General features: G+C 26.1%; 21 protein-coding genes. 4 read left to right on the top strand and 17 right to left on the bottom strand.

All coding sequences use genetic code 11. The annotated features are described in order from the left end of the window. From Q4E08_RS08360 to Q4E08_RS08345, 4 genes are all read right to left on the bottom strand, one after another. Positions 1–326, bottom strand: a 326-nt coding sequence (locus Q4E08_RS08360; protein ID WP_303130134.1) for a hypothetical protein, incomplete at its 3' end; no start/stop codon positions are given. A 220-nt stretch (positions 327–546) separates the two neighbouring features. Further along, entirely contained in the window at positions 547–2,208 is a 1,662-nt protein-coding gene (locus Q4E08_RS08355) for a B12-binding domain-containing radical SAM protein (RefSeq protein WP_303130133.1), read from the bottom strand. Between the two features lie 21 nt (positions 2,209–2,229). After that, positions 2,230–2,724, bottom strand: coding sequence for a hypothetical protein (locus tag Q4E08_RS08350; protein WP_303130132.1), 495 nt, complete (start codon positions 2,722–2,724; stop codon positions 2,230–2,232). Positions 2,725–2,875: 151 nt separating this feature from the next. Beyond that, positions 2,876–4,159, bottom strand: a complete 1,284-nt coding sequence (locus tag Q4E08_RS08345; RefSeq protein ID WP_303130131.1) for a hypothetical protein — start codon at positions 4,157–4,159, stop codon at positions 2,876–2,878. 150 nt (positions 4,160–4,309) lie between these two features. Here Q4E08_RS08345 and spoVB point away from each other — a divergent pair, with 150 nt between their 5' ends. Continuing rightward, positions 4,310–5,803, top strand: coding sequence for a stage V sporulation protein B (gene spoVB / locus Q4E08_RS08340; RefSeq protein ID WP_303130130.1), 1,494 nt, complete (start codon positions 4,310–4,312; stop codon positions 5,801–5,803). A gap of 100 nt (positions 5,804–5,903) precedes the next feature. On the opposite strand, the gene Q4E08_RS08335 is transcribed toward spoVB, so the two are convergent. The 4 genes from Q4E08_RS08335 to Q4E08_RS08320 all read right to left on the bottom strand — a co-directional run bounded on the left by Q4E08_RS08335 (position 5,904) and on the right by Q4E08_RS08320 (position 11,869). Then, positions 5,904–7,526 (bottom strand): polysaccharide biosynthesis protein, encoded by a 1,623-nt coding sequence (locus tag Q4E08_RS08335; RefSeq protein ID WP_303130129.1) that lies wholly within the window; start codon positions 7,524–7,526, stop codon positions 5,904–5,906. 14 nt (positions 7,527–7,540) lie between these two features. Beyond that, entirely contained in the window at positions 7,541–8,512 is a 972-nt protein-coding gene (locus Q4E08_RS08330) for an RluA family pseudouridine synthase (RefSeq protein ID WP_303130126.1), read from the bottom strand. Between the two features lie 67 nt (positions 8,513–8,579). Continuing rightward, a complete protein-coding gene (locus Q4E08_RS08325) occupies positions 8,580–9,764 on the bottom strand; it encodes a M20 family metallopeptidase (RefSeq protein WP_303130125.1) in 1,185 nt (394 codons plus the stop codon). Positions 9,765–9,853: 89 nt separating this feature from the next. Then, a complete protein-coding gene (locus Q4E08_RS08320) occupies positions 9,854–11,869 on the bottom strand; it encodes an ATP-dependent helicase (RefSeq protein WP_303130136.1) in 2,016 nt (671 codons plus the stop codon). Between the two features lie 110 nt (positions 11,870–11,979). On the opposite strand from Q4E08_RS08320, the gene Q4E08_RS08315 reads away from it, so the two are divergent. Further along, on the top strand, positions 11,980–13,455 hold the full coding sequence (locus tag Q4E08_RS08315; protein ID WP_303130124.1) for a nicotinate phosphoribosyltransferase: 1,476 nt from the start codon (positions 11,980–11,982) through the stop codon (positions 13,453–13,455). Positions 13,456–13,528: 73 nt separating this feature from the next. On the opposite strand, the gene Q4E08_RS08310 is transcribed toward Q4E08_RS08315, so the two are convergent. Both Q4E08_RS08310 and Q4E08_RS08305 read right to left on the bottom strand, forming a co-directional pair. After that, complete coding sequence (locus tag Q4E08_RS08310) at positions 13,529–13,675, bottom strand: hypothetical protein (RefSeq protein WP_303130123.1); 147 nt, start codon at positions 13,673–13,675, stop codon at positions 13,529–13,531. Between the two features lie 131 nt (positions 13,676–13,806). After that, positions 13,807–14,136 (bottom strand): hypothetical protein, encoded by a 330-nt coding sequence (locus tag Q4E08_RS08305; protein WP_303130122.1) that lies wholly within the window; start codon positions 14,134–14,136, stop codon positions 13,807–13,809. Between the two features lie 363 nt (positions 14,137–14,499). On the opposite strand from Q4E08_RS08305, the gene Q4E08_RS08300 reads away from it, so the two are divergent. After that, positions 14,500–14,907 (top strand): Fur family transcriptional regulator, encoded by a 408-nt coding sequence (locus Q4E08_RS08300; RefSeq protein WP_303130121.1) that lies wholly within the window; start codon positions 14,500–14,502, stop codon positions 14,905–14,907. A 42-nt stretch (positions 14,908–14,949) separates the two neighbouring features. Here Q4E08_RS08300 and Q4E08_RS08295 read toward each other — a convergent pair whose 3' ends face one another. Beyond that, positions 14,950–16,167, bottom strand: coding sequence for an extracellular solute-binding protein (locus Q4E08_RS08295; RefSeq protein ID WP_303130119.1), 1,218 nt, complete (start codon positions 16,165–16,167; stop codon positions 14,950–14,952). A gap of 89 nt (positions 16,168–16,256) precedes the next feature. Between Q4E08_RS08295 and Q4E08_RS08290 the strand changes: the two genes are divergently transcribed. After that, on the top strand, positions 16,257–17,162 hold the full coding sequence (locus Q4E08_RS08290) for a hypothetical protein (RefSeq protein WP_303130118.1): 906 nt from the start codon (positions 16,257–16,259) through the stop codon (positions 17,160–17,162). A gap of 129 nt (positions 17,163–17,291) precedes the next feature. Here the strand turns inward: Q4E08_RS08290 and Q4E08_RS08285 are convergent, their stop codons facing one another. The 6 genes from Q4E08_RS08285 to clpX all read right to left on the bottom strand — a co-directional run. Further along, positions 17,292–17,870 carry a hypothetical protein gene (locus Q4E08_RS08285; RefSeq protein ID WP_303130117.1) on the bottom strand — a complete coding sequence of 193 codons (579 nt, stop codon included), beginning with the start codon at positions 17,868–17,870 and terminating at the stop codon, positions 17,292–17,294. 147 nt (positions 17,871–18,017) lie between these two features. Continuing rightward, positions 18,018–18,290 carry a hypothetical protein gene (locus Q4E08_RS08280; RefSeq protein WP_303130116.1) on the bottom strand — a complete coding sequence of 91 codons (273 nt, stop codon included), beginning with the start codon at positions 18,288–18,290 and terminating at the stop codon, positions 18,018–18,020. A gap of 45 nt (positions 18,291–18,335) precedes the next feature. Continuing rightward, positions 18,336–18,854, bottom strand: coding sequence for a hypothetical protein (locus Q4E08_RS08275; RefSeq protein WP_303130114.1), 519 nt, complete (start codon positions 18,852–18,854; stop codon positions 18,336–18,338). Positions 18,855–19,005: 151 nt separating this feature from the next. Continuing rightward, positions 19,006–19,602, bottom strand: coding sequence for a ribosome biogenesis GTP-binding protein YihA/YsxC (gene yihA, locus Q4E08_RS08270; protein ID WP_303130113.1), 597 nt, complete (start codon positions 19,600–19,602; stop codon positions 19,006–19,008). A 14-nt stretch (positions 19,603–19,616) separates the two neighbouring features. After that, entirely contained in the window at positions 19,617–21,926 is a 2,310-nt protein-coding gene (lon, locus tag Q4E08_RS08265; RefSeq protein ID WP_303130111.1) for an endopeptidase La, read from the bottom strand. A 129-nt stretch (positions 21,927–22,055) separates the two neighbouring features. Then, a partial coding sequence (gene clpX / locus Q4E08_RS08260; protein WP_303130110.1) for an ATP-dependent Clp protease ATP-binding subunit ClpX occupies positions 22,056–22,813 on the bottom strand: 758 nt, incomplete at its 5' end.

Below are 22,813 nucleotides of genomic sequence, written 5' to 3'. Positions count from 1 at the left end.
TAACTATTGCCATGAATCTTCACAATCCTCTCAATCACTAATTTTACAGCATTATTTTTTTTATCTTCTTTAATGTCATAGATATCTTTGGCTTCTTGCTTTCCCTTGTTTAATATAGGTTCAGCTTGTTTATTGCCTGCTTCAACAGCATCATTCATTATACTATTGCACTTGTTCTTAGCCCCTTCTAAAACTCTATTGTAACTTTCAGTAGCTTCTATGGTAGCTTTTTGAACGATATCTTTTGCTTCGGCGTTTGCAGACTTTATCAATGCTTCCGCTTCTGCTTCTACTCTCTTAATCTCTTTAATTGCTTCTAATGCCAAAATCTCACCACCTTTGCACTTAAATGTGTAATAATATATGAATTAATACTTTATATAGTATTAATTACTTTTTATTCATATTTTTAATTATACACTTTTTACGGATAATTTCAATAAATTTATTGATATTTGTCCATATAAATATTAATTACATGTTAATTTTATAAACTCTAATTTAATATGTATACATTTTCTACATTTTTTGTTAACTATACATTAATTAATTGTTTAACATAATAAAATTTTTATCATTATCTAAAAGTGCGTAAACTTCTGACTCTAATATTTTATCCTCTTCTATAAATTTAATTATATCTATATAGAATTTTTCTACACTATAATCTCTAAATGAATATTCTTCTCTTAATTCATCCTTTATTTTTCTTTCTTCTTCTTTAGTTATATTGCTTTTAATGTAATCTGGTATACCTCTTCTCTTATTATGCAATAAATAATCGTATCTTATTATTTCTCTTAAAATGAAATTATTTTCCTTTAATACTTCTTCATTAAAATCTAAAAATAACTTATAGTATTCATTACTTCCTATGCTTCTATTAAAGTAACCCTTTTTATCATAAAACATAGCTAATTCATGAAACAATTCAAAAGGTTCTTTAAATTTAGGATAAAAATAATTTAATATATTATTGAATTTTTGGCTATTGTAATACTTATCAACCATATGCTCAACTTTCTTTAAATCTATAAGTTCAAAATAACTTATTTTGTTTGTACTTAATATTTCGTACGGAGGATATGGTGAATATTTCATATTATACTTATCACTTTCTTCTCTCATAGAAGATCCTTTTAACAGTTTTAAAAATCCTAATTGTATTTCTTCTGGATGTATTGAATGAACATCATTAAATGATTTTCTAAATGAATCATAATCTTCTCCTGGAAGTCCTGCAATAAGATCAAGATGTTGTTTAATGTTTCTTATTGAAAGTAACTCTACAACCTTTTCTTTAATATCGGAAAAATTAACAAATCTATTTATATTAGATAAAACTTCATCATTTGTTGTTTGTACACCAACTTCAAATTGAAATCTTCCCTCTGGTGCTTCCCTTAATAATTCAATTTCTTCATTTTTTAAAATATCTGCTGATATTTCAAAGTGGAATTGAGTTTCTGTATTGCTTTCTATCAAAAACTTCCATATAGCCATTGAAAATTTATGATTACAATTAAATGTTCTATCTACAAATTTAACTAATTTAACTTTCTTCTCTATAAAATAATTTAGTTCTTCTATAACTCTATCAATTTTATGAAATCTTACTCCATGTATGGTAGATGATAAACAGTATTTGCAATTAAAAGGACATCCTCTTGATGCTTCATAATATACAATTTTATTATTTAAATCTTCATCATCTTCATAAGGAAATACTAATTCATCCATAGACATAAGTGGTCTACTACCATTGAAATTAACTTTTCCATTCTTTTTATAAAATAAACCTCTTATTGATTCAATATCTTTTATACCAAGCTTATATTCTACAAATTCTCTAAAGGTTTTTTCGCCTTCTCCTTCTATTATATAGTCACCAGAAATTTCTTCTAGTATTACCATGCTATCATATGATACTTCTGGTCCACCATATAATATCTCTATATTAGAATCAACTTGTTTTATAAGGTCTGAAAGCCTTTTTACCATTTCAACATTCCATATGTATGTTGAAAAACATACTACATTTGGCTTTTCTTTTATAATTTCTTCTAATACTCTCTCTTCTCTATCATTTATAGAAAATTCTCTTATTTTACATTCTGCATCCATATCTTTAGTAAATGCCTTTAAGTATCTAACAGCTAGATTACTATGAATGAATTTTGAATTTATAGCTGTAAGTAATATTTTCATAAAATTCTTCCTCTCTAAAGTTTAAATTTTTGCTCCCTTAATAAAGTATACATCCTCCCAAACTTTAGTTTCTTGTATTTTAAAAGTTTTTTCAAGTATACTTTTTGTTTCTTCATAATTTGATGAAGAAAAAATATTATTGTTTTTTATATTATATTCATCAATATTTCCATTTGGTAATAAAACTCTTAGCTTACTATCTACAAGCTCACCTACATTTTTATTTATATCCCATATATATATTTCTCCATGTTCTTTTAATAATTCTGATACTTCATTTATTAATGATTCTTTTTTATTTAATGTCCATAGAGAACTTAAATTAAAGAAAAATGTACATGCATCATACTTTTTATTTTTTATAACATTTACATCATCACATTCACTATCTAATGCTACTTCATCTTTTGCATCAACAGACAAGCTACATACTATACCAGAGTTTTCACAAGATACATCCAAAATATCCCCTTCAATTTTTATATCTTCAAGATTTAAAATTATAGTTTTTTTCATAAAAACCCCCCTCTACCCATAACTTATCTATATATTATCATTTATTTAACTCTATATCAAAGATAAAAATAAATATAAATATTTATTTAATTGTAAACATACAATATTAAAATTTTGTATATAAATAAAAGGTAGTTAACAAAACTGTTAACTACTTTTTATTTGAAAAATTATTCTTTTTGAATCTAATTACTGAATAACCTAAAATAAATATCATTGTTATTAAAATCATTACTATAACAATTTTAGGTATATTTCCATCTATAATTGAATTACCTTTATAAATTCTATAAATATATCCATTTTTACTATCTAATAAAAAGCACGAATCATTAACTATTATTAAATCATTAATATCACTTTCATTATCTAATTTAATAATTTTTCTTAATCCATTTTTTTTAGTTAATCCATATAAAACTTTTTGTTTTTTATCATACAATATAATGTCATCTTTATTAAGTATTACTCCATTTTTATCTATGGCCAATTCTTTTAATGAATTTATATCGTTATACTCATAATAAGGAGTTTGTCCACGTTTTTCAGGTGGATCCTTTATTAATTCGCTTATTTTTTCTGAATCTGTAAATCTCGGTGAAGATATTGGATTTCCACCACTAAAATCTGGCCACCCATACCATAGTCCCTTTTTAATATTATATATATAATCTGAATCTCTAATTACAGGTCTCTCACCTTTGTTTTCAATTCCACCTACTATACCATAAATTTCACCCTTACTATTAATATCATAAGCTTCTACGTTTCTTATTCCAGATGCAAATAATTTTGTTGATAATGTTTTTAAATTAACTTCTATTATAGATGCATTTCCTATTTCTTCTCCTAATATAACTTCATTATTTTTTGTAACTTCACCATAATTTTTAAAAGCTCCTGTTTTTATTTTCCCATAATTTATACCATTTAAAAGTAAATTTAAAGGTGATATATCTTTAACTCCATTCTTTTCTGCTATTCCAGAATTTGTAGCAGCTCCAATTGATATTAATAAACTATCTTCTTTTATTAATAAATTCCTATCTATATTTTCACCTTCATATAAAAGGTTATTTTTAAGTATCTTTTTATTTCCTTCTTTATCTATAGAAATTAAGTTTTCTTTTGATAATATATATATTATCCCATCCTTATAAATTAAATCATCAATATTAAAAGTAAAATCTTTAATTACTCTTTTTACTTTATTTTGATTATCCACTTTTACTATTTCATCATCATAAGCTATATATAATTCATTTTTTTCACCATTTGTAATAGCAACAGCTTCTTCAAAGCCTTTAATAAATAAATCTATTTTTATATCTTCCATTAAAATATCCATAGTATGCTTATTAGAATACTTGTATATCCCTAGTGCTAAAGTAACTATAATTACTGAACTTATAAAGAACTTTAAAAACCTAAGCACAATTAACCCCCACCCCTCTTTACCTTATTAAATTTATATTTTATATAACATATATAATATTCCTATTATTTAAATACTTTAAATAAAATATTTAATATGTTAGGTGCATATATTTAATATTATTTAGCTTATATAAAGGGGGATTTGCTTTTGGAGAAAGATAATTTTTTTAAGAACTCTTTTTTATTAACAACATCAAATATAACGACAGGTCTATTGGGATTTGCCTTCTCTATATATTTATCAAAAATATTAGGAGCAGAAGGAATTGGTCTTTATAATATAATAATGCCAGTATACAATTTATTTATATGTCTTATGACTGCTGGAGTAGTGGCAGCTCTTTCTAAGGTTTCTGCAGTTTACTACGAAAAATCCCAAACTAATAACTTGACTAAAACTATAAATACAGTTGCTGTATTTAATATTGTATGGTCTTTATTGATAGGAATAGTAGTATTTTTATTAGCTCCTTACATAGGTAAATATGGTATAAATGACCCTAGAACAATAAATGCTATTAGGGTAACTTGTCCTGCTATGGTTTTTATTTCTTTAAGTAATATTTTAAAAGGATATTTTTTAGGAGTTTCTAAAATTATTGTGCCAGCAATTGTTGATATTTTTGAAAAAGCTATGAGGATTGTTACAATAACTTTATTAGTATATTCATTTGCTTCTAATAACTTATCAACTTTAGTTACATTAGCTTATGTATCATTAGCTATTGGAGAACTTCAAAGTTTAATTTTACTATTTATATATTATAGAAGATGTGTGTCTAAGCTTCCAAAACCTAGATTTAAAGCTGATGGAAGAGCACAACTTCTTTTTAATGTATTAGTTATTTCTATACCATTATGCTTAAATGGTTTTTTAAATAATATATTTGCTACAATGTCAACTTTATTAGTTCCAAGAAGACTTATGGCAGCTGGTTTTTCTTACCCTGAAGCATTAGCTTTAATTGGAAAATATACAGGTATGGCAGTTACTTTAATAGGTATACCACTTATTGTAGTAGGCTCTATTAATACATTACTTATTCCAGACTTATCTCAAACATTAAGTAAAGGAAACACATACGAAGCTTCATTAAGAATAAAAAAAGTTATGAAAATAGCATTTTTATTAGGTTTATCTACTACCGTAATTTGCTCACTTGTTCCTTATGAACTTGGTAATTTATTTTATGGAAGGAACGATCTTGGTTCTTATATATTTATAGCATCATTATCAGCACCAATATTTTTCACGTCCTCTACTATGTTTGGAATTTTAAATGGATTAAATAAACAAGGAATAATAGTTAGAAATTCTCTAATAATAGCAGTACTTGAACTTATATGTTTATTTATATTTACTTCTATTCCTCAAATTAATGTTTATGGTTATAGCTTAAATCTTTTTATAACATCAGTTGTTTCACTAGCAATAAACTTATATGAGGTAAGAAAGGAAATTAATATAAATTTATCAATAACAAATATAATTATTTTTGTGTTACTATCAATATTAACATTTTTAGTTTTAAACATATTTATAAAAAATGTATTACATCCACTTAGTTCAATTGAAACATTATTTATTGTAGCTATTACATTTATAATTTTTATATATTACTCTAAATTTGGAGAATATTAATTATAGATAATTGTATTAAAATACTATTATAAAAATTTAATTTCAAATATAAAAGGCTATGTATAATAAATTTTTATTAATTATACATAGCCTTTTTAAATTATCTTATTTTCTTTCTTATAAATCTTGGAAGAATTCTATATATTCTAGGTGATACAGCTTCTATATCTAGCTTTCTAATTCCACCTAGTACAATCATTACATAAAAATACACAAATCCTCCAATTCCAACTAAGATTATAGTATAAATTAGAGTATATATAAATACAATTATTCTTCCATTTCCAATAAAGCTACCTAAAACTTCTATAGGTTGTTTTAATATAAATATTACTATAGCCATACAAACTGATGCCATTATAGGTTTTATACAATTTCTAATCATAGATATCCTAGTTCTTATAGCTTTTCCTATTATTCTACGATTAATTATGACTGGCAGTAAATAACATAAGAAGTTACCAATTAATACACCCATAATATTTACTTCTTTTATTCCAACGAAAATATAGTTTGCTAAAATTTTAAATATAATTCCAATAGTAAATGAAACTATCATTGGATAAAATCTACTAATACCTTGAAGTATAACACCTTCTACTTGAGCAATAGCCATAAATATAAGTATTATTGAACCTAACCTCATAAGATATGCTCCTTGAGAGCTTCCATATAATATTGTGTATATGTCATCACTTAAAATCGCAAGTCCAAACGCTGCAGGTATTGTTATTGCAAATGTTATTCTGAAAGCAAAATTTGTACTTTTTTTTATTTGCTTTCTATCTCTTAATGCATAAGCTTTAGATACAGCCGGTAATATAATAGTTGTAAGTGCTGTTACTATTATAAGTGGTACACCAAGAAGCGTTTTATACTGATAATATAATCCATATAAAGTATCAGATTGATTTACCGTGAAGCCTGCACTTAAAAGCCTTAAATTAACATTTGCCATATCAACTAAACCACCAAAGTTTTGTATTCCCGCACTCAAAGTTATTGGTAATCCATATCTAACCAATTTCCTTACTATAGTTTTAGTTGTAATTTTCTTTCCATGTAAATTTTCTGTAAGAATATCTTCTTCAAATTTTTTCTTATCATAAACATAAATAAGATAAAATATTGCAATTAAAGCTCCAACTGAAGTACCTATAGTTCCTCCAGCAGCCCCCATTGGTTCACTTATATGTATAAAAAGAAATGCAAATAATAAACTTACTACAACATTTAATATTTGTTCTAAAACTTGAGAAATAGCAATACCTGACATTTCATCTTTTCCTTGAAAATATCCTCTATAAGCAGATAAAACAGCAGTTAATACTATACTTGGTGCTAAAAACATTATTGCAAATTTTGCATTACTAATCTTTATTAAATTAGTAAGTGGACCTGCTATAATTATTACTAAAATGGACAGAACTAATCCTACTATCCCATAAACTTTTCTAGATACCTTAAGTGCTTTTATAGCATCTTTCTCATTTCCTAAAGCTCTTATCTCAGCTACTATCTTTGCTACAGCTGGCTGACATCCCATGCTTGTAAGTGCATAAACAAACATAAACACTTCATAACTTCTAGAATATATCCCAACTCCATTTGTTCCTATAATTCTAGTAAGAAGTGGCACATAAAATGCTGATAAAACTTTAGCTATAATTCCAGCAAGAGATAGTATCATAAATCCTTTAGTAGATGATGACTTTTCCCTCATTTTAAATCCCCTATCTATAATCTAATTTTAAATACATCGTGCTTAATTTTCTTAAATATAGGTGGAAGAGCTTCTACTATAATTTTATTTTTCAAATAAGCAAGTTTTCCGTCTACATTTTTAAAGTTTAATTTATATGCATATAAGAACTGATAATTTAATCCATATTTATTTAAGAAATGTGAATTTAATTTCTTATCTCCATACTTAGTATCCCCTATTATAGGATTACCAATGTGTGAAAGATGCGCTCTTATTTGATGACTTCTTCCTGTTATTAAATCAATTTCTAAAAGTGAAAATAATCCATCACTCTGGATTGTTTTAACTTCCATTGATATTTCTTTTGAATCTCTTACTTTATTATCATAAACCTTTGATATGTTGCTTTCTTCATTTTTTAATATGTAACCTTTATAAAGTCCGTCCTTTATTCTTCCCTTAACTAAAGCCATATAGTATTTTTTGACTTTACCTTCTCTAATTATCTCATTAAGCTCTCTTAATCCTTCAAAGTTTTTACCAAAAACTACAACACCTGAAGTATTTCTATCAAGTCTATTACATGGTGCTGGAGTAAATGTTACTTCTTTTTCTGGAAGATAATCTCCTTTTTCATTTAAATAAGATAAAACATAATCAGTAAGTGTTGGTATTTTTTTATTTGTATCAGGGTGAACTAATACTCCTGGCCACTTTTCAACTACAACCATATTTTCATCTTCATAAACTATCTTTAATGACCTTGCATCAACTTTTATAAAGTTATCTTCTCTCTCAGTCATTTTTTTACTTTGTATATATCTAACTTCAACTACATCATTTATTTCTAATGTATATTTTTCCTTTTGTTTCTTACCATTTACTCTTATGTCACCTTTTCTAAGTGCTTTAAATATTGCACTTAACGGAACATCCTTAAGTAATTTTCTTAAGAATTTATCTAGCCTCTGGCCAGCTTCATTAGCTCCTATTTCTATTCTCACTATATAATCACTCCTATTTAAAGTTCTTTAGTAAATCTTTTTCTCATTTTTATAGATTAATCTTTATTTATTCCATTGTCAAATAATCGAAGGCTGATTGACACTGAATAGCAACTCCTAATGGTATCGCATCTTCATCTATATCAAACAAACTACTATGAGCTGATTTATCCGTTCCCTTATCTATATTTGCTGTTCCTAGAAAATAAAATGCTGAATCTCTTTCCATTGCAAAGTATGCAAAGCTTTCTACCCCCATACTTGGCGCCTTTTGCTCTAATACATTTTCATTGCCTAATACGCTTATTGCAGCATTTTTTACTAAATCTACACATTCGTCATTATTTATAAGGCATGGATAACTTTCTTCTATTGTAACTTCTGCCTTTCCTCTTCCAGTCATAGCTATTCCTTCTGATATTTCACAAACTCTTTTACATGCAAAAGCTCTATCTTCTGGAGTCATAGTTCTTATAATACCTGATATTTCTACTGACTCTGGAATTATATTTTGAGCTGTTCCTCCATGGAAAGTTCCAACTGTAACAACAGCAGGATTAACAGCTGAAATTTCTCTACTAACTATTGTTTGAAGTGTTGATACAACATTTGCACCAATAACTATTGGATCTATAGTTGCACTTGGTGATGCTCCATGTCCACCACTTCCTGTTATTTTTATTTTATATGGATTTGATGCAGCATTTACTACACCTTTTTTTATTTTTATTTTTCCACATTCAACATCCTCTGCTACATGAAGACCTATAACTCTTGAAACTTTAGGATTTTCAAGTACTCCTTCTTTAATCATTACACTAGCTCCACCTGTAGTCTCTTCTGCTGGCTCAAATAATAATTTTATATTTCCACTGAATAAATGTTTATTATCATTTAATATTTTTGCAGCCCCTAAAAGAATTGTTGTGTGAGCATCATGTCCACAGGCATGCATTCTTCCTGGAATTTTTGAACTATATTCACAAACCTTTTTATCTTGTATTGGAAGTGCATCCATATCAGCTCTTAATGCAATTGTCTTTACAGGACCTTCTTTAGTTCCCTTTATAATTCCACATACTCCTGTAGTAGCTACACTTATATATTCAATACCTTCCCTTTTTAAAAAGTCTTTTATTAAATTGGAAGTTCTTACTTCTTCAAATCCAACCTCTGGGTGCATATGTATATCTCTTCTTATGTTTATTAATTCTTCTTTTATCTTATTTGCTTCGTCTTTAAAATTAATCATTTTATCCCTCCTTATTTTAAAGGTACTATTTAAAACTCCTAGAGTTAATTATACCATTTTTTTAATTTATATTTTATAATTTATAACTATCATCCTATTATTGTGATTAAATTTCTTTCTAACAATACTTTTATAGAAAAAGTTCTAGAAGTACCATCTTCAAATAATATTTTTATTTTGTCGCCATCTATACTATCTATAACCCCATGCTCTTTTCTTCCATTATGAAATATATTTACTCCTCTTTTAAATTCACTTGGAACTTCATCATCATTTTTAAATTCAGTTTCTTCTATAAACCTAGAAACCTCCTTAAATTTTCCTCCCTTAGTCTTTGGAGAGTATATATATAAATTATCTATAGCTCTTGTTATTCCAACATAAAAAAGTCTTCTTTCTTCTTCTATATTTTCTTCTCCAGCTGATACATGAGGAATTGTATCTTCGTTACAATTTACAAGAAACACATTTTTAAATTCCATTCCCTTAACTCTATGTATAGTGCTTAATATTACCCTATCTTCATCTTTTCTATTTTTTGAGTTTTCTATTTCTTCTTTTACATTTTCTATATGGCTAAAAAACTCAAATATTGTATTAAATCCATTAGCTGAAATTTTAAATTCTTCTATTATTTCTTCTAAATCATCTATATTTTGATTAAACTTATTACAATACTCTTTTAAATAATCTAAATATCCTAAATCACTTATTATAAATTGAATTGCACTATTTAATGACAATTTTGATAAATAATTTATATCTTTTTTTAACTCATCTAACTTTTTAGCTTGAAATGGTGGTGTATCTTTTTTCTCTATCAAAATATCAAATGGATTTTTATACTCCTTAAAATTTCTTACATAATCTAAACTACTTTTACTAACATATCTAAAAGGTTTATTTATTATTTTTAAAAACATTTCCCTATTATTAGGATCTATTGAAAGATTTAAATAATTTAAAATATCCTTACATATAAAATGTTCAAAAAAATTATATTCTTTATCTAATAAAGTAAATGGAATTTTCTTTCTAGTAAATATATCAATAAAAGTCATTGATTCCATATTGGTTCTATATAAAATTATATTATCTTTATAATTATAGCCTTTATTTTTTACTAAAGATTTTATTTCATCAACTATACTTTCTCCTTGAATTTGTTCATCATAAGGTTTATTTATCTTTATAATTCCATCAATATCTTTATTAGCTATAATATGTTTTTTGTTTCTTTGAATATTTTTTTCTATAATACATTTAGCTCCATCTATTATATTTTTAGAACTTCTATAATTTTTAGATAAATAATATTTTTTTGCATCTTTAAATATTTTATCATATATAACCATATACTCTGGCTTTGAGCCTCTAAATGAATATATACATTGATCTTCATCTCCTACTGCAAATAAATGATTATATTCTCCTTCATTCATCATCTTTAAAAATTGTATTTGAAGTTCATCACAATCTTGAAATTCATCTACCAATATATATTTAAATAAATTTTTATAACCTTCCTTAAGTCTACTATCTTTTTCAAGAAGATTTATAACTTTAATTGCTAAATCATCAAAATCCCACAAATTATTTTTTTCTTTATATTCACTATAAGATTTAAAACAATCTTCAAATATTTCTTTTGTTAATGATGGTTTAAATTCACTTAAATTTACTCTAGATGTTTTAAATAAAGATATATTATTTATTACTTCTTTTATTTTATCTTCATTTATATCATCAAAATACTTTTTTAAAACACTTTCTATTAGCTTATTTACTTTATACCCTTCTATTATATTTATTTCATAACCTTCTCTAATTAGCATTTTATAAAAAAGTCCGTGAAATGTTCCAAAAAAAGGTGAATTAACTCTATCGAATCTATTTTTATATCTATCTTTCATGTTTAATGCAGCAGCTTTGGTAAATGTTATAACTATTATATTCTTGTTATATATATTAAGCTCTCTAACTAAATAATCTATTCTATTTATTATAACTGTTGTCTTTCCAGAACCTGGAGCTGCAACAACTAAAATATTTCTTTCTTTAGCATTTACAGCTTCATTTTGAAATGAATCTAATTTCAAAAAAATTCCCTCCTCTATTATTGATTATTGCCACATCTTATAGGGAATAACTATATTGTAATAATTCTATTTAAGTTGTACAATAGTTTTAAGTATTTTTTTAGAGGAGTTGACTTATGAATAGTATAACAACTTTTGATGTTAGAGATAACAGAAACCTAACTATGTTAGTTGATTTTTATGAATTAACTATGGGAAATGGTTACTTTGAAAAAGGGATTCAAGATAGAATAGCTTATTTTGATATGTACTTTAGAAGAGTTCCAGATGGTGGTGGATATTGTATAATGGCTGGTGTTAAGCAATTAATAGAATATCTTAGTTCACTAAAATTTACAGAAGATGATATAGCTTACCTGAAATCTAAAAATATTTTTTCAGATAGCTTTTTAGAATATCTTAAAAATTTCAAATTTACTTGTGATGTTTGGGCTGTTCCAGAAGGAAATCCAGTATTCCCAAATCAACCACTTGTTACAGTAAAGGGACCTGTTGTTCAAGCACAATTTATCGAAACTATGATTTTATTAACAGTTAATCATCAAACTCTTATAGCTACTAAAGCTAATAGAATTTGTAGAGCTGCAAATGGAAAAACAGTTATGGAATTTGGATCAAGACGTGCTCAAGGTTATGATGGAGCAATATATGGAGCAAGAGCTGCTATGATTGGTGGTTGTAATGCTACTGCATGTACTATAGCAGATCAACGTTTTGATATACCAGCAGTTGGTACTATGGCTCATAGTTGGATTCAATTATTTGATACTGAATATGAAGCATTTAAAACTTGGGCTGAAGTTTATCCTGACAATTGTCTTTTACTTGTTGATACATACAATGTTTTAAAATCCGGAATACCAAATGCTATAAAAGTATTTGATGAAATTTTAAAGCCACTTGGAAAAAGACCTGTCGGTATAAGAATAGATTCTGGTGATATAACTTATTTAACTAAAAAGTGTAGAGAAATATTAGATAAAGCTGGATATAAGGATTGTAAAATTGTTGTTTCAAATTCTTTAGATGAATATATTATTAGAGATGTATTAAGTCAAGGCGCTTGTATTGATTCTTTTGGTGTTGGTGAAAGACTTATAACAGCTAAATCAGAGCCTGTATTTGGTGGTGTTTATAAGTTAGTAGCTGTAGAAAAAGAAGGTAAAATAGTTCCTAAAATAAAAATAAGTGAAAATAACGAAAAGATAACAAATCCAGGTTTTAAGAAAACGATAAGAATTTTTGATAAAACTACACATACAGCAATAGCAGATTTAATAATGTTACATGATGAAATAATAAACGAAAATGAACCTTTAACTATATTCCATCCTATTCACACATGGAAAAAGAAAAGATTAACTAATTACTATGTTAAAGATTTAATGGTTAAAATTTTTGATAAAGGAACATTAGTTTATAATTCTCCATCTGTAATGGAAATAAGAGATTATGCTAAAAAAGAAACTGAAAAACTTTGGCCTGAAGTTTTAAGATTTGAAAATCCTCATACTTATTATGTTGATTTATCTGATAAACTATGGTCCTTAAAGCAAACTTTACTTCATTCAACAACAAACTTTTACTCATAACAATAAAAATAACATTGATATTTAAGTATCAATGTTATTTTTATTTTAAATATTATTTTATAAATTATATTTTCTATAGTTCTATAAGTTTAAAATCATTAAATTCTAAATATTCTCTAAAGACGCATTCATCACTTTTTTCTAACTCTTGAACTATAGGACATTCTTTATAACAGTTAACCTGTTCTTCTTCCGTTGACCAAAACGGACACATTCTCATATTTCCTCACCCCATAAAGTACCTTATATACATCTTCATTATATATTAACTTTTTTTAAAAATAAATACTTTTTACAATTTTTATAATAATTGTAAAATAAAAAGAACCTCATTAAATGAGGTTCCTTTTATTATCTTAAACAACCAGTATTTTTTCCTACTGATATATCTATTATTTCATTTTGGAATGCTTTTAATAAAGCTTTTTCTAATACTTTTTCTTTATTAAAGTTTTCTATATTTTTGCATACAGCAAAAACTTTATTAGTTTCTCCATTTATGTTTCTATATGTAAGTGTAACATTAGGCTTATCATACTCTACTTTTAATATTTTTATTCCCCATGAAATTTGAGCAAAATCATTTTCTATATGTAATCTAGTTAATTCTTTAAGTTTTTCCTTTTCTTCATTAGGATCATTTATTATTAATAATTCGTCTCCAACTTTATATTTACTCATAGTAATTCCTCCTAGAATTATATTTTTTAATATATATTACCATTTTAGTTTTTTGGGTTCAACTATACTTTACTCTAAAATTTAAATTTAATTCTTTATTAAAATTTAAATATAAAAAAATATAGAACAGTCTTTATTGCTGTTCTATGTAAAATGAAATGAACACGGAATTTGTTAATCAATTAACAACTTTGTTTATATTTTAACATTGTTTTTTTTAAATATCAAGTAATTTTTTAAATATTATTTTTGTTATTTAATATATATTATTAGTAAATTATGATAATTTTTTAATACTTATTGACTATGTGATTTAAAAAGCATATAATAACAATAGTATTACAGGTTAAGGAGTGTAAAAGTATGGAGAATATAACAGCTATTTTCAAAGAGAAAAAGCTTAAGTTAACACCTCAAAGACTTGCTGTTTATAAATATTTAATGAGTACAAAAGAACACCCATCAGCTGAAGTAATATATAAAGCTATACAGAAAGATTTTCCTACTATGAGTTTAGCTACTGTTTATAAAGCTTTAAAAACTTTAGTTGAGGTTGGTTTAGTTCAAGAATTAAATGTAGGCGAAGGCAACTTTAGATATGACGGAAATATGAATTCACACCCTCATATACAATGTATTAATTGTGGTAAAGTAGATGATTTAATGAATATATCTTTAGATCATTTAAATAGTGAGGTTGAACAAAAGTCAAATTATAAAGTTTTATCTAACCAAACTTATTTCTACGGTCTTTGTAAGGATTGTCAATAGACATTACTATAAAATAAAAAGCAAATCATTAATGATTTGCTTTTATTTTTTATCTAAAATCCTATTCCATTCTTTACCGTCATATTTTCCACTTAATACATTTCTACATTCGTCATTTATTTTTTTTATATTTTCGTTTGAAATTACATTAAAATATACTTTGTTTATTTCTTCCGCACTTGATATCCCATTTGCCATTTTTATTTGAACACCTTGTAGGTTGCTATCAGCAATTTTGTTTCCTGTTATATAATTTTTTGAAGATATTTTTTGAAAAATTCCACTATTTATAATATATCTAAAAAATTTATCAACAGCATCAAAATTTTTACTTCCTACAGATGAACACAATATTGTATCTGTTAATATTGGTGAATTTACTATTTTATTGTTTATATGCATTTGATCTACTACACCTATATTATCAGAATCGCTTTTTATATCATTAGCTCCTAAAGTAGTCATTAAAACGACAGGGGTTTTTCCCTCATTGAATTTCTTTACAGCATCATCATCTTCTATAAACATATTTTCTTTTATTATATTTTTATTATATAAATCATTCATTATATCAAATATTTTTTGACCATTTTCTATAGAATATATCTTCTTATCCATGTCATTTATGTAATCTAGTTTATACATATCATATATTATACTATCATTTGCTATTAATGCACTTATTAATAATTCTTTACTATACTCACTGTACATCTTTGTAGGTATTTTTATATTTTTCTCATTTAATTTTTTAAATAAATAATTTAAATCATTTTCCTCTACTGTTATACCTAATTTTTCAAGTTCAGTTTTATTGTAAACAAGTGATACTGAATACGGACTAAGGCCTAATCCAAAATTTCTTCCTTCAAAAATACCATATAAAGTACTTATATCTGTAAATTCTTGTTTTGTCTTTTCAGATTTAAAAAGATATGTAAGCTCTCTTAAAATTCCCTTTAAATTATAATCACTAAATCTATAACCATCTAATAGTAATAAACAGCTTTCTTTATCTTCTGTAATTTTCTTTAACATCTCTTCATTACTCTTTAAAGGAACTATATTTATTTTTATACCTTCTTCTTTTTCATATTCCTTTATTATTTCTGGTATATAGCTTATAGATTTTGTATCTATAGTATTATAATACAAATTTAAAGTATTTTCATCATTATTATTATTTTTTTTCATACTACACCCCAAAATACTTATAGCCATAATACTAATTAAACTTAAAACTAATATTTTTTTGTTCATTTTAAACCTCCTCCTTTCTTATTATAGTTTACCTAAGTATTCATTAAATTATATATGTTTCATATACTTTATTGAAGGAGGTTTTTTACATGAATAAAATTTTTAAAACTTTATCCCTATCTATTTTTGTTTTATTATTTGTTATATTTATAATATATTTAACTAAAGTTAATTACAAAGAAACAATAAATGTAACATCTCCAACAGTATTACAAAACAATTCAAATGTAGATTTAAATAATGATGGTAACTTTGAAAGTATAAAAATAATTCAAATAGATAACAATAAACAAGATATTGAGATAACTACAATTGATAAAACATTTCTTTTAAGTTCATTAACAAAAAATAATTATTTATCTAATTGTAGCAATTCATACTCTATTAAAGTTCGATTATTAAATATTTCAAGAGATAATAAACCTAGGATATTAGTTCAAGGATATTTAAAAGAAAAACCTGTAACATATTTATTCTCTTATACTGATAAAAATTTCAAATTAGAATACTACTGTAATAACAGCAATATTTCTGGAATTATAGACTCTAATCTTAATAGAACTCCACAAATAGCTTTTTTTAATAGCTCTGATTTAAATAAATCCTTTAAAAACTTTATGATAATAAATAATGATTTAATAGATATAAGTAAAAATTCAATTAAGACATATGGAGCATCAGAAATATTAAAATTAATTGATATTATATGCTTAGAATATGAAGTAGTTGATTATCCCAATATTTTTCATAAAAATGCAACTGATGATTCAATATCACCTATATGGTCTTTAAATAAAAATGATTTTATGTATTCCTTTAAAAATGGATTCTTTTATGACAACGAAGTTGATAAAAATGGTGTCCTACAAAATATCTCTTGGTCTCTACAATTTGAAAAAATTAATAAAATCTCTAATGAAAAAGAAATTTTCAAATTAAATGTTGAATCTTCAAGAGATGAAAATAATAATTTCAAAATATCTAGCATAAAATAAAAGGCCGCTCGTGCGGCCTAAAAGGGGGATGGGGGGGTGCTATATTATAATATAATATAGCTTGTAGGAGAACATTTCTCCGGTACAATTATATTATTGACTACATATAAAAGTTTTATACAATATTTCTTAATCTAAATCTCCTTTTTTATATAGTCCTATAATCTTATCTACAAATTCAACTCTATCTCCTGATACTGCATTTCTAAGGGCTAATAACATATCCATATTAGGATCTCCAGTATTGTATTTATTACTTTTCTTTTTATTGTTATTATTTTTATTTTGATTGCTTTGATTATTCATATTATTCATTTGCATAAGTTGAGCTATAATTGCCATAGGATTTAAATTTCCCATATTATTCATACCATTTCCATTAAAATTTCCCATATTAGCACTCATGTTATTAAGAAATTCCATAGGATTCATATTATTTCCATTCATATTATTTTGACTTGCATTTGAATTATCATTTTGATTAGTGTTTTGACTATTGTTAAATCCATTCATGTTTGGAAATGAACTTAAATCAATTCCTTCCTTCTCCATAGATGCAATTATGTTGTTTAACTTATTCTGATCTATATTCCCAATCATATTCATAAGTTGATTTGGATCTATACCAAACGGATTATTATTCAAATCATTAAATGACATATGTTTTTCATTAGAATCACTCTTACTTCTATGCCTTTTTTTAGCCATATTAGCTCCTCCCAAAAACTATTTTAATTCTATTATATGTATATATTTTGTATTGGTTATTATTTTTGAGCTTTTTTTTGGAGGGTATAAAACCCTCCAACAATTATCAATTTATATTAAATTGATTAATTTATTTTATTATACTAATTAGTATCTTCCATAACCTGTTCCGCATCCACAACAACAGAAAATTAAGATTATTATAATCCAGCAACTTCCAAATCCGTTATTTCCGCATCCATCATTTCCGCATCCACCACAGTTTCCAAATCCATTATTTCCACAGCAACATAAAAGTAATATTATTATAATCCACCACCAGCATCCATCGCCAAATCCATCATGATTATGAACTGGAGCTTGAGCATAAGGTGAAACTACGATAGTTCTATCATTACAACAACAATTTTTGTGTGACATAAAAAATTCCTCCTTTATCTATCCAAATCTATTTAATTTATTTTACTAGCATCCACAATTGTTTCCACAGTTTCCAAATCCATTATTTCCACAGCAACATAAAAGTAATATTATTATAATCCACCACCAACAGTTTCCATATCCACCATATCCACCGTATCCATCATAAGCTGGATAAGCATTAGCACCTTGTAATCCACATTCTGGTACATATACTGTTTGTTTTACTTTTTTAAATTTAGGTTCATCACAGCAACAACAGCAACAACAATTTTTACTCATATCATTATACCCTCCATATCCATAGTTATTTCTTTGGCAACCACACCAAGCTAATAATAAAATTAGTATGAGCCATGTGTTATTTCCACAACCACAGTTATTTCCGCAATTAAAATTATCATCACAATTCCAATCACATCCACAACCATCATAGTCCCCTATTCCATCATCAAAATTGCAATCAAATTCATTTTCATCAAAATTACAACATTCGTCATTACAATTGCAATCATCTGAATCTGGACAATCACTGAAGCCATTTAGGATATCATTAATCTCCATATATCTCTTCTGACCTCCTCCTTATTTGTTTTTATAGTATATATTATTCTTCAGCAAATTATTTGACACTATTTTTTTAAATTAAGATAAAGTTCTACAAAATAAAAAAGGTTTAAAGAAAGTTAAAATAACTTCTTTAAACCTTTTTTTGTTATTCAGTATCTTCAGCTACATCTCCAAATAAATTTTCAATTATTTGTTCTGTACCTTTTTTAGTAAGTGATGAGTAAAAATATAATTTATCTTCTTTATCTAACTTAAGAGTATCTCTTATAACTTTTTCACTCTTTCTTAAATTATTATTAGATAATTTATCACTTTTAGTTGCTACAACTATTACGTCATAACCATAGTGTTTTATCCACTCATGCATCATAACATCATCTGCTGTTGGCTTATGTCTAGAATCAACTAAAAGAATTACTCTCTTTAATTCTTCTCTTCCATTTAGGTAGGTTTCAATTACCTTTCCCCAACTTTCTTTTTCTTTTTTAGAAACTTTAGCATATCCATATCCTGGTAAATCAACTAAATAAAAATCATTATTTATTAAGAAAAAATTTATAAGTCTAGTCTTTCCTGGAGTTTGACTTACCTTAGCTAATTTTCTTCTATTAGTTAAAGCATTTATTATTGAACTTTTTCCAACATTTGATCTTCCAACAAAAGCAACTTCAACTCTATTATCAACTGGATATTGGCTTTGCTTAACTGCCGATGTTATAAATTCAGATTGTTTTATTCTCACGTTTATCACTCCAATTATTTTACTATTGCATTATTTAAAACAGTATCAATTTGTTCTGCAACTATTATATTTAATCCCTTTTTAATAGATGCTGGTATACTTTCTATATCTTTTTCATTTCCTTTAGGAATTATTATAGTATCTACACCAGCTCTAACAGCTGCAAGTGATTTTTCTTTAAGTCCACCTATTGGTAAAACTCTTCCTGTTAAAGTTATTTCACCTGTCATTGCCACATTATGTTTAACAGGCTTATTTGATAATGCTGAAACTAATGAAGTTATCATAGTAACCCCAGCAGATGGTCCATCTTTAGGCACTGCTCCCTCTGGAACATGTATATGAATATCTTTATTTTTATAAAAATCTAAATCTATTCCATACTTACCTGCATTAGCTCTAACATAAGTAAGGGCTGCTTTTGCTGATTCTTGCATAACATCTCCAAGCTTACCTGTTAATTGTAATTTCCCTGTACCTTCCATAATCATAGCTTCAACCGGAAGTGTATCTCCTCCATAAGCAGTCCATGCAAGTCCTGTAACAACACCTATTTTATCTTCCATATCAATTTTATCATAATTAAATACTTTTTTACCTAATAGACTCTCCACTTTCTTAGAATTTATGCTTAATTTATCTTTATTTTTCTTTATCATTTCTGTTATAGCTTTTCTAAGAATAGAAGATATAACTCTTTTTAAACTTCTAACTCCTGATTCTCTAGTATATCCCTCAATCATTTCTTTTATAGCAGAATCACTTATTTTTATATTATTTTCTTCTAAGTTATATTCTCTTAAAAGTTTTGGAATTAAATGATCTTTAGCTATATGGAATTTTTCTTCATAAGTATATCCTGATACCTCGATAACTTCCATTCTATCAAGTAATGCTCTAGGTATAGTATCCAAACTATTTGCAGTAGCAATAAAAAATACATTAGATAAATTAATTGGTAATTCTAAATAATTATCTCTAAAATTAAAGTTTTGTTCACTATCTAAAACTTCAAGAAGAGCATCTGCAGGATCTCCCTTATAATCTGAACTAATTTTATCAATTTCATCAAATAATATAAGAGGATTATTTGTTCCTGTTTCTTTTAAAGAATATGCTATTCTACCTGGTATAGCACCTACATAAGTTTTTCTATGACCTCTTATTTCTGACTCATCTTTCATCCCTCCCAAGGCTATTCTTGAATACTTTCTATTCATAGCCTCAGCTATTGATTTAGCTATAGATGTTTTACCAACACCAGGAGGTCCCACCAAGCAAAGTATAGGTCCCTTCATACTTTTACTCATTTGCTTAACTGCTAAATATTCAATAATTCTTGTTTTTACATCTTTTAGTCCATAATGTTCATTGTTTAATACATCTTCTGCCTTATTTATATTAATTGTATCTTTGCTACTCTTTTTCCAAGGCATGTCCAGTATCCAATCAAGATATGTTTTTATTACAGCTTCCTCTGAACTTGATGGTCCCATACTTTTTAATCTATTTAGCTCATATTCAGCCTTTTCCTTAACTTCTTTTGGAAGTTTCGCATTAGAAATTTTATCTTCATATTTTTTAATTTCAATCTTAGTCTCATCATCTTCGCCAAGTTCTTCTTGAATAACTTTAAGCTGTTCTCTTAAATAATATTCTTTTTGGCTCTTCTCAGTATTTTCTTTTACTTTATTAGAAATCTTTTTTTGAATTGTTATAATTTGAATTTCTTCATGAATCATAACTAACATTCTTTCAATTCTTTTCTTTAAATCTATAGTTTCTAATAATTCTTGTCTATAATCTTCTCTAGTTATAGCAACCGTGCTTACCATATCTACAAATTCATGAACTTTATTATCAATTTCTATGGCTTTTATAATATCCTTAGAACTTTCTCCTGTAAGTTTCATAAATTTTATAAATATACTCTTTAAAGATTTTATATAAGCTTCTATTTCAACACCTTTTACTTCTTCTTCTTTAATTCTCTCTAATTCAACTTCTAAATAAACTTTTTTAGCCTGATATTTTTTAATTTTAGCTCTTTCTTTTCCTTCAACTAATACTCTTATAACATTATCAGGTAGCTTTATTATCTGTTTTATATCACATATTGTTCCAACATTGTTTATATCACTTTTTTTAGGATCATCTATTTCTGGATCTTTTTGTGGAGCCAAAAATATTTTCTCTCCATTTTGCATAGCTGCCTCAACAGCTGCTTTTGATTTATCTCTTCCAACATCAAAGTGAGTTACCATATTCGGAAAAATAGTTATTCCCCTTAGAGGAATTAAAGGAAGAATATTTTCATTTGTCATACCTATCTTCCTCCTATATTAATAATTATTATTTTTATTAGACTTAATAAGTATACCATAACCATAACTTTTTTCAATAATTCCATCTATTAAGAAAAAAACACTCTTATTAAAAAGAGTGTTTTTTATTTAAGCTGTTTCCATATCATCTTTATTTTTTAATGATTTTTCAGCAAGAGAAGGTCTAACTGAGCCTTCTGGTAATCTTTGAATTTCTGGCTTTGAACCTTTTTTAATAGTATCTTCTGTAATAGTTACCTTTGTTATTCTTTCGTCTGAAGGAATTTCAAACATTATATCCATCATCATTTCTTCTATTATAGCTCTTAAACCTCTTGCCCCAGTATTTCTGCTCATAGCTTCATCTGCTATAGCATCTAATGCTTTTTCTGTAAATCCTAATTCTACATCATCAAGCTCAAATAATTTTTTATATTGCTTAACTAAAGCATTTTTTGGTTCACATAATATTTTAACTAAAGCTTTTTTATCAAGAGATTCTAAAGTTACTAATATAGGTAATCTACCAACAAATTCTGGTATTAATCCAAACTTTAAAAGATCTCCTGGCATTATTTCTTTAAATAATGTCCCTAAATCTTTTTCTTGTTTTGATTGTATATCTGCTCCAAAACCTATTGAACTTTTTCTAGTTCTCTTTTCAATTATTTTATCTATTCCATCAAACGCTCCACCACAAATAAATAATATATTTGAAGTATTTATTTGTAATAAATCTTGATGAGGATGTTTCCTTCCACCTTGTGGTGGTACTGAGGCAACAGTTCCTTCTAATATTTTTAAAAGGGCTTGTTGTACACCTTCACCTGATACATCTCTTGTAATTGATGGATTTTCAGATTTTCTTGCAATTTTATCTATTTCAT

This window comes from Clostridium sp. (assembly GCF_030532265.1).
Lineage (GTDB): Bacteria > Bacillota > Clostridia > Clostridiales > Clostridiaceae > Clostridium.
This window is presented reverse-complemented; position numbering and strand designations above follow the sequence as displayed.

Coding starts and splice junctions, on each gene's coding strand:
- Q4E08_RS08355 (WP_303130133.1), bottom strand. CDS start 2,208: ATGAAAATATTACTTACAGCTATAAATTCAAAATTCATTCATAGTAAT.
- Q4E08_RS08350 (WP_303130132.1), bottom strand. CDS start 2,724: ATGAAAAAAACTATAATTTTAAATCTTGAAGATATAAAAATTGAAGGG.
- Q4E08_RS08335 (WP_303130129.1), bottom strand. CDS start 7,526: ATGAGGGAAAAGTCATCATCTACTAAAGGATTTATGATACTATCTCTT.
- Q4E08_RS08325 (WP_303130125.1), bottom strand. CDS start 9,764: ATGATTAATTTTAAAGACGAAGCAAATAAGATAAAAGAAGAATTAATA.
- Q4E08_RS08315 (WP_303130124.1), top strand. CDS start 11,980: ATGAATAGTATAACAACTTTTGATGTTAGAGATAACAGAAACCTAACT.
- Q4E08_RS08310 (WP_303130123.1), bottom strand. CDS start 13,675: ATGAGAATGTGTCCGTTTTGGTCAACGGAAGAAGAACAGGTTAACTGT.
- Q4E08_RS08305 (WP_303130122.1), bottom strand. CDS start 14,136: ATGAGTAAATATAAAGTTGGAGACGAATTATTAATAATAAATGATCCT.
- Q4E08_RS08300 (WP_303130121.1), top strand. CDS start 14,500: ATGGAGAATATAACAGCTATTTTCAAAGAGAAAAAGCTTAAGTTAACA.
- Q4E08_RS08295 (WP_303130119.1), bottom strand. CDS start 16,167: ATGAACAAAAAAATATTAGTTTTAAGTTTAATTAGTATTATGGCTATA.
- Q4E08_RS08290 (WP_303130118.1), top strand. CDS start 16,257: ATGAATAAAATTTTTAAAACTTTATCCCTATCTATTTTTGTTTTATTA.
- Q4E08_RS08285 (WP_303130117.1), bottom strand. CDS start 17,870: ATGGCTAAAAAAAGGCATAGAAGTAAGAGTGATTCTAATGAAAAACAT.
- Q4E08_RS08280 (WP_303130116.1), bottom strand. CDS start 18,290: ATGTCACACAAAAATTGTTGTTGTAATGATAGAACTATCGTAGTTTCA.
- Q4E08_RS08275 (WP_303130114.1), bottom strand. CDS start 18,854: ATGGAGATTAATGATATCCTAAATGGCTTCAGTGATTGTCCAGATTCA.
- lon (WP_303130111.1), bottom strand. CDS start 21,926: ATGACAAATGAAAATATTCTTCCTTTAATTCCTCTAAGGGGAATAACT.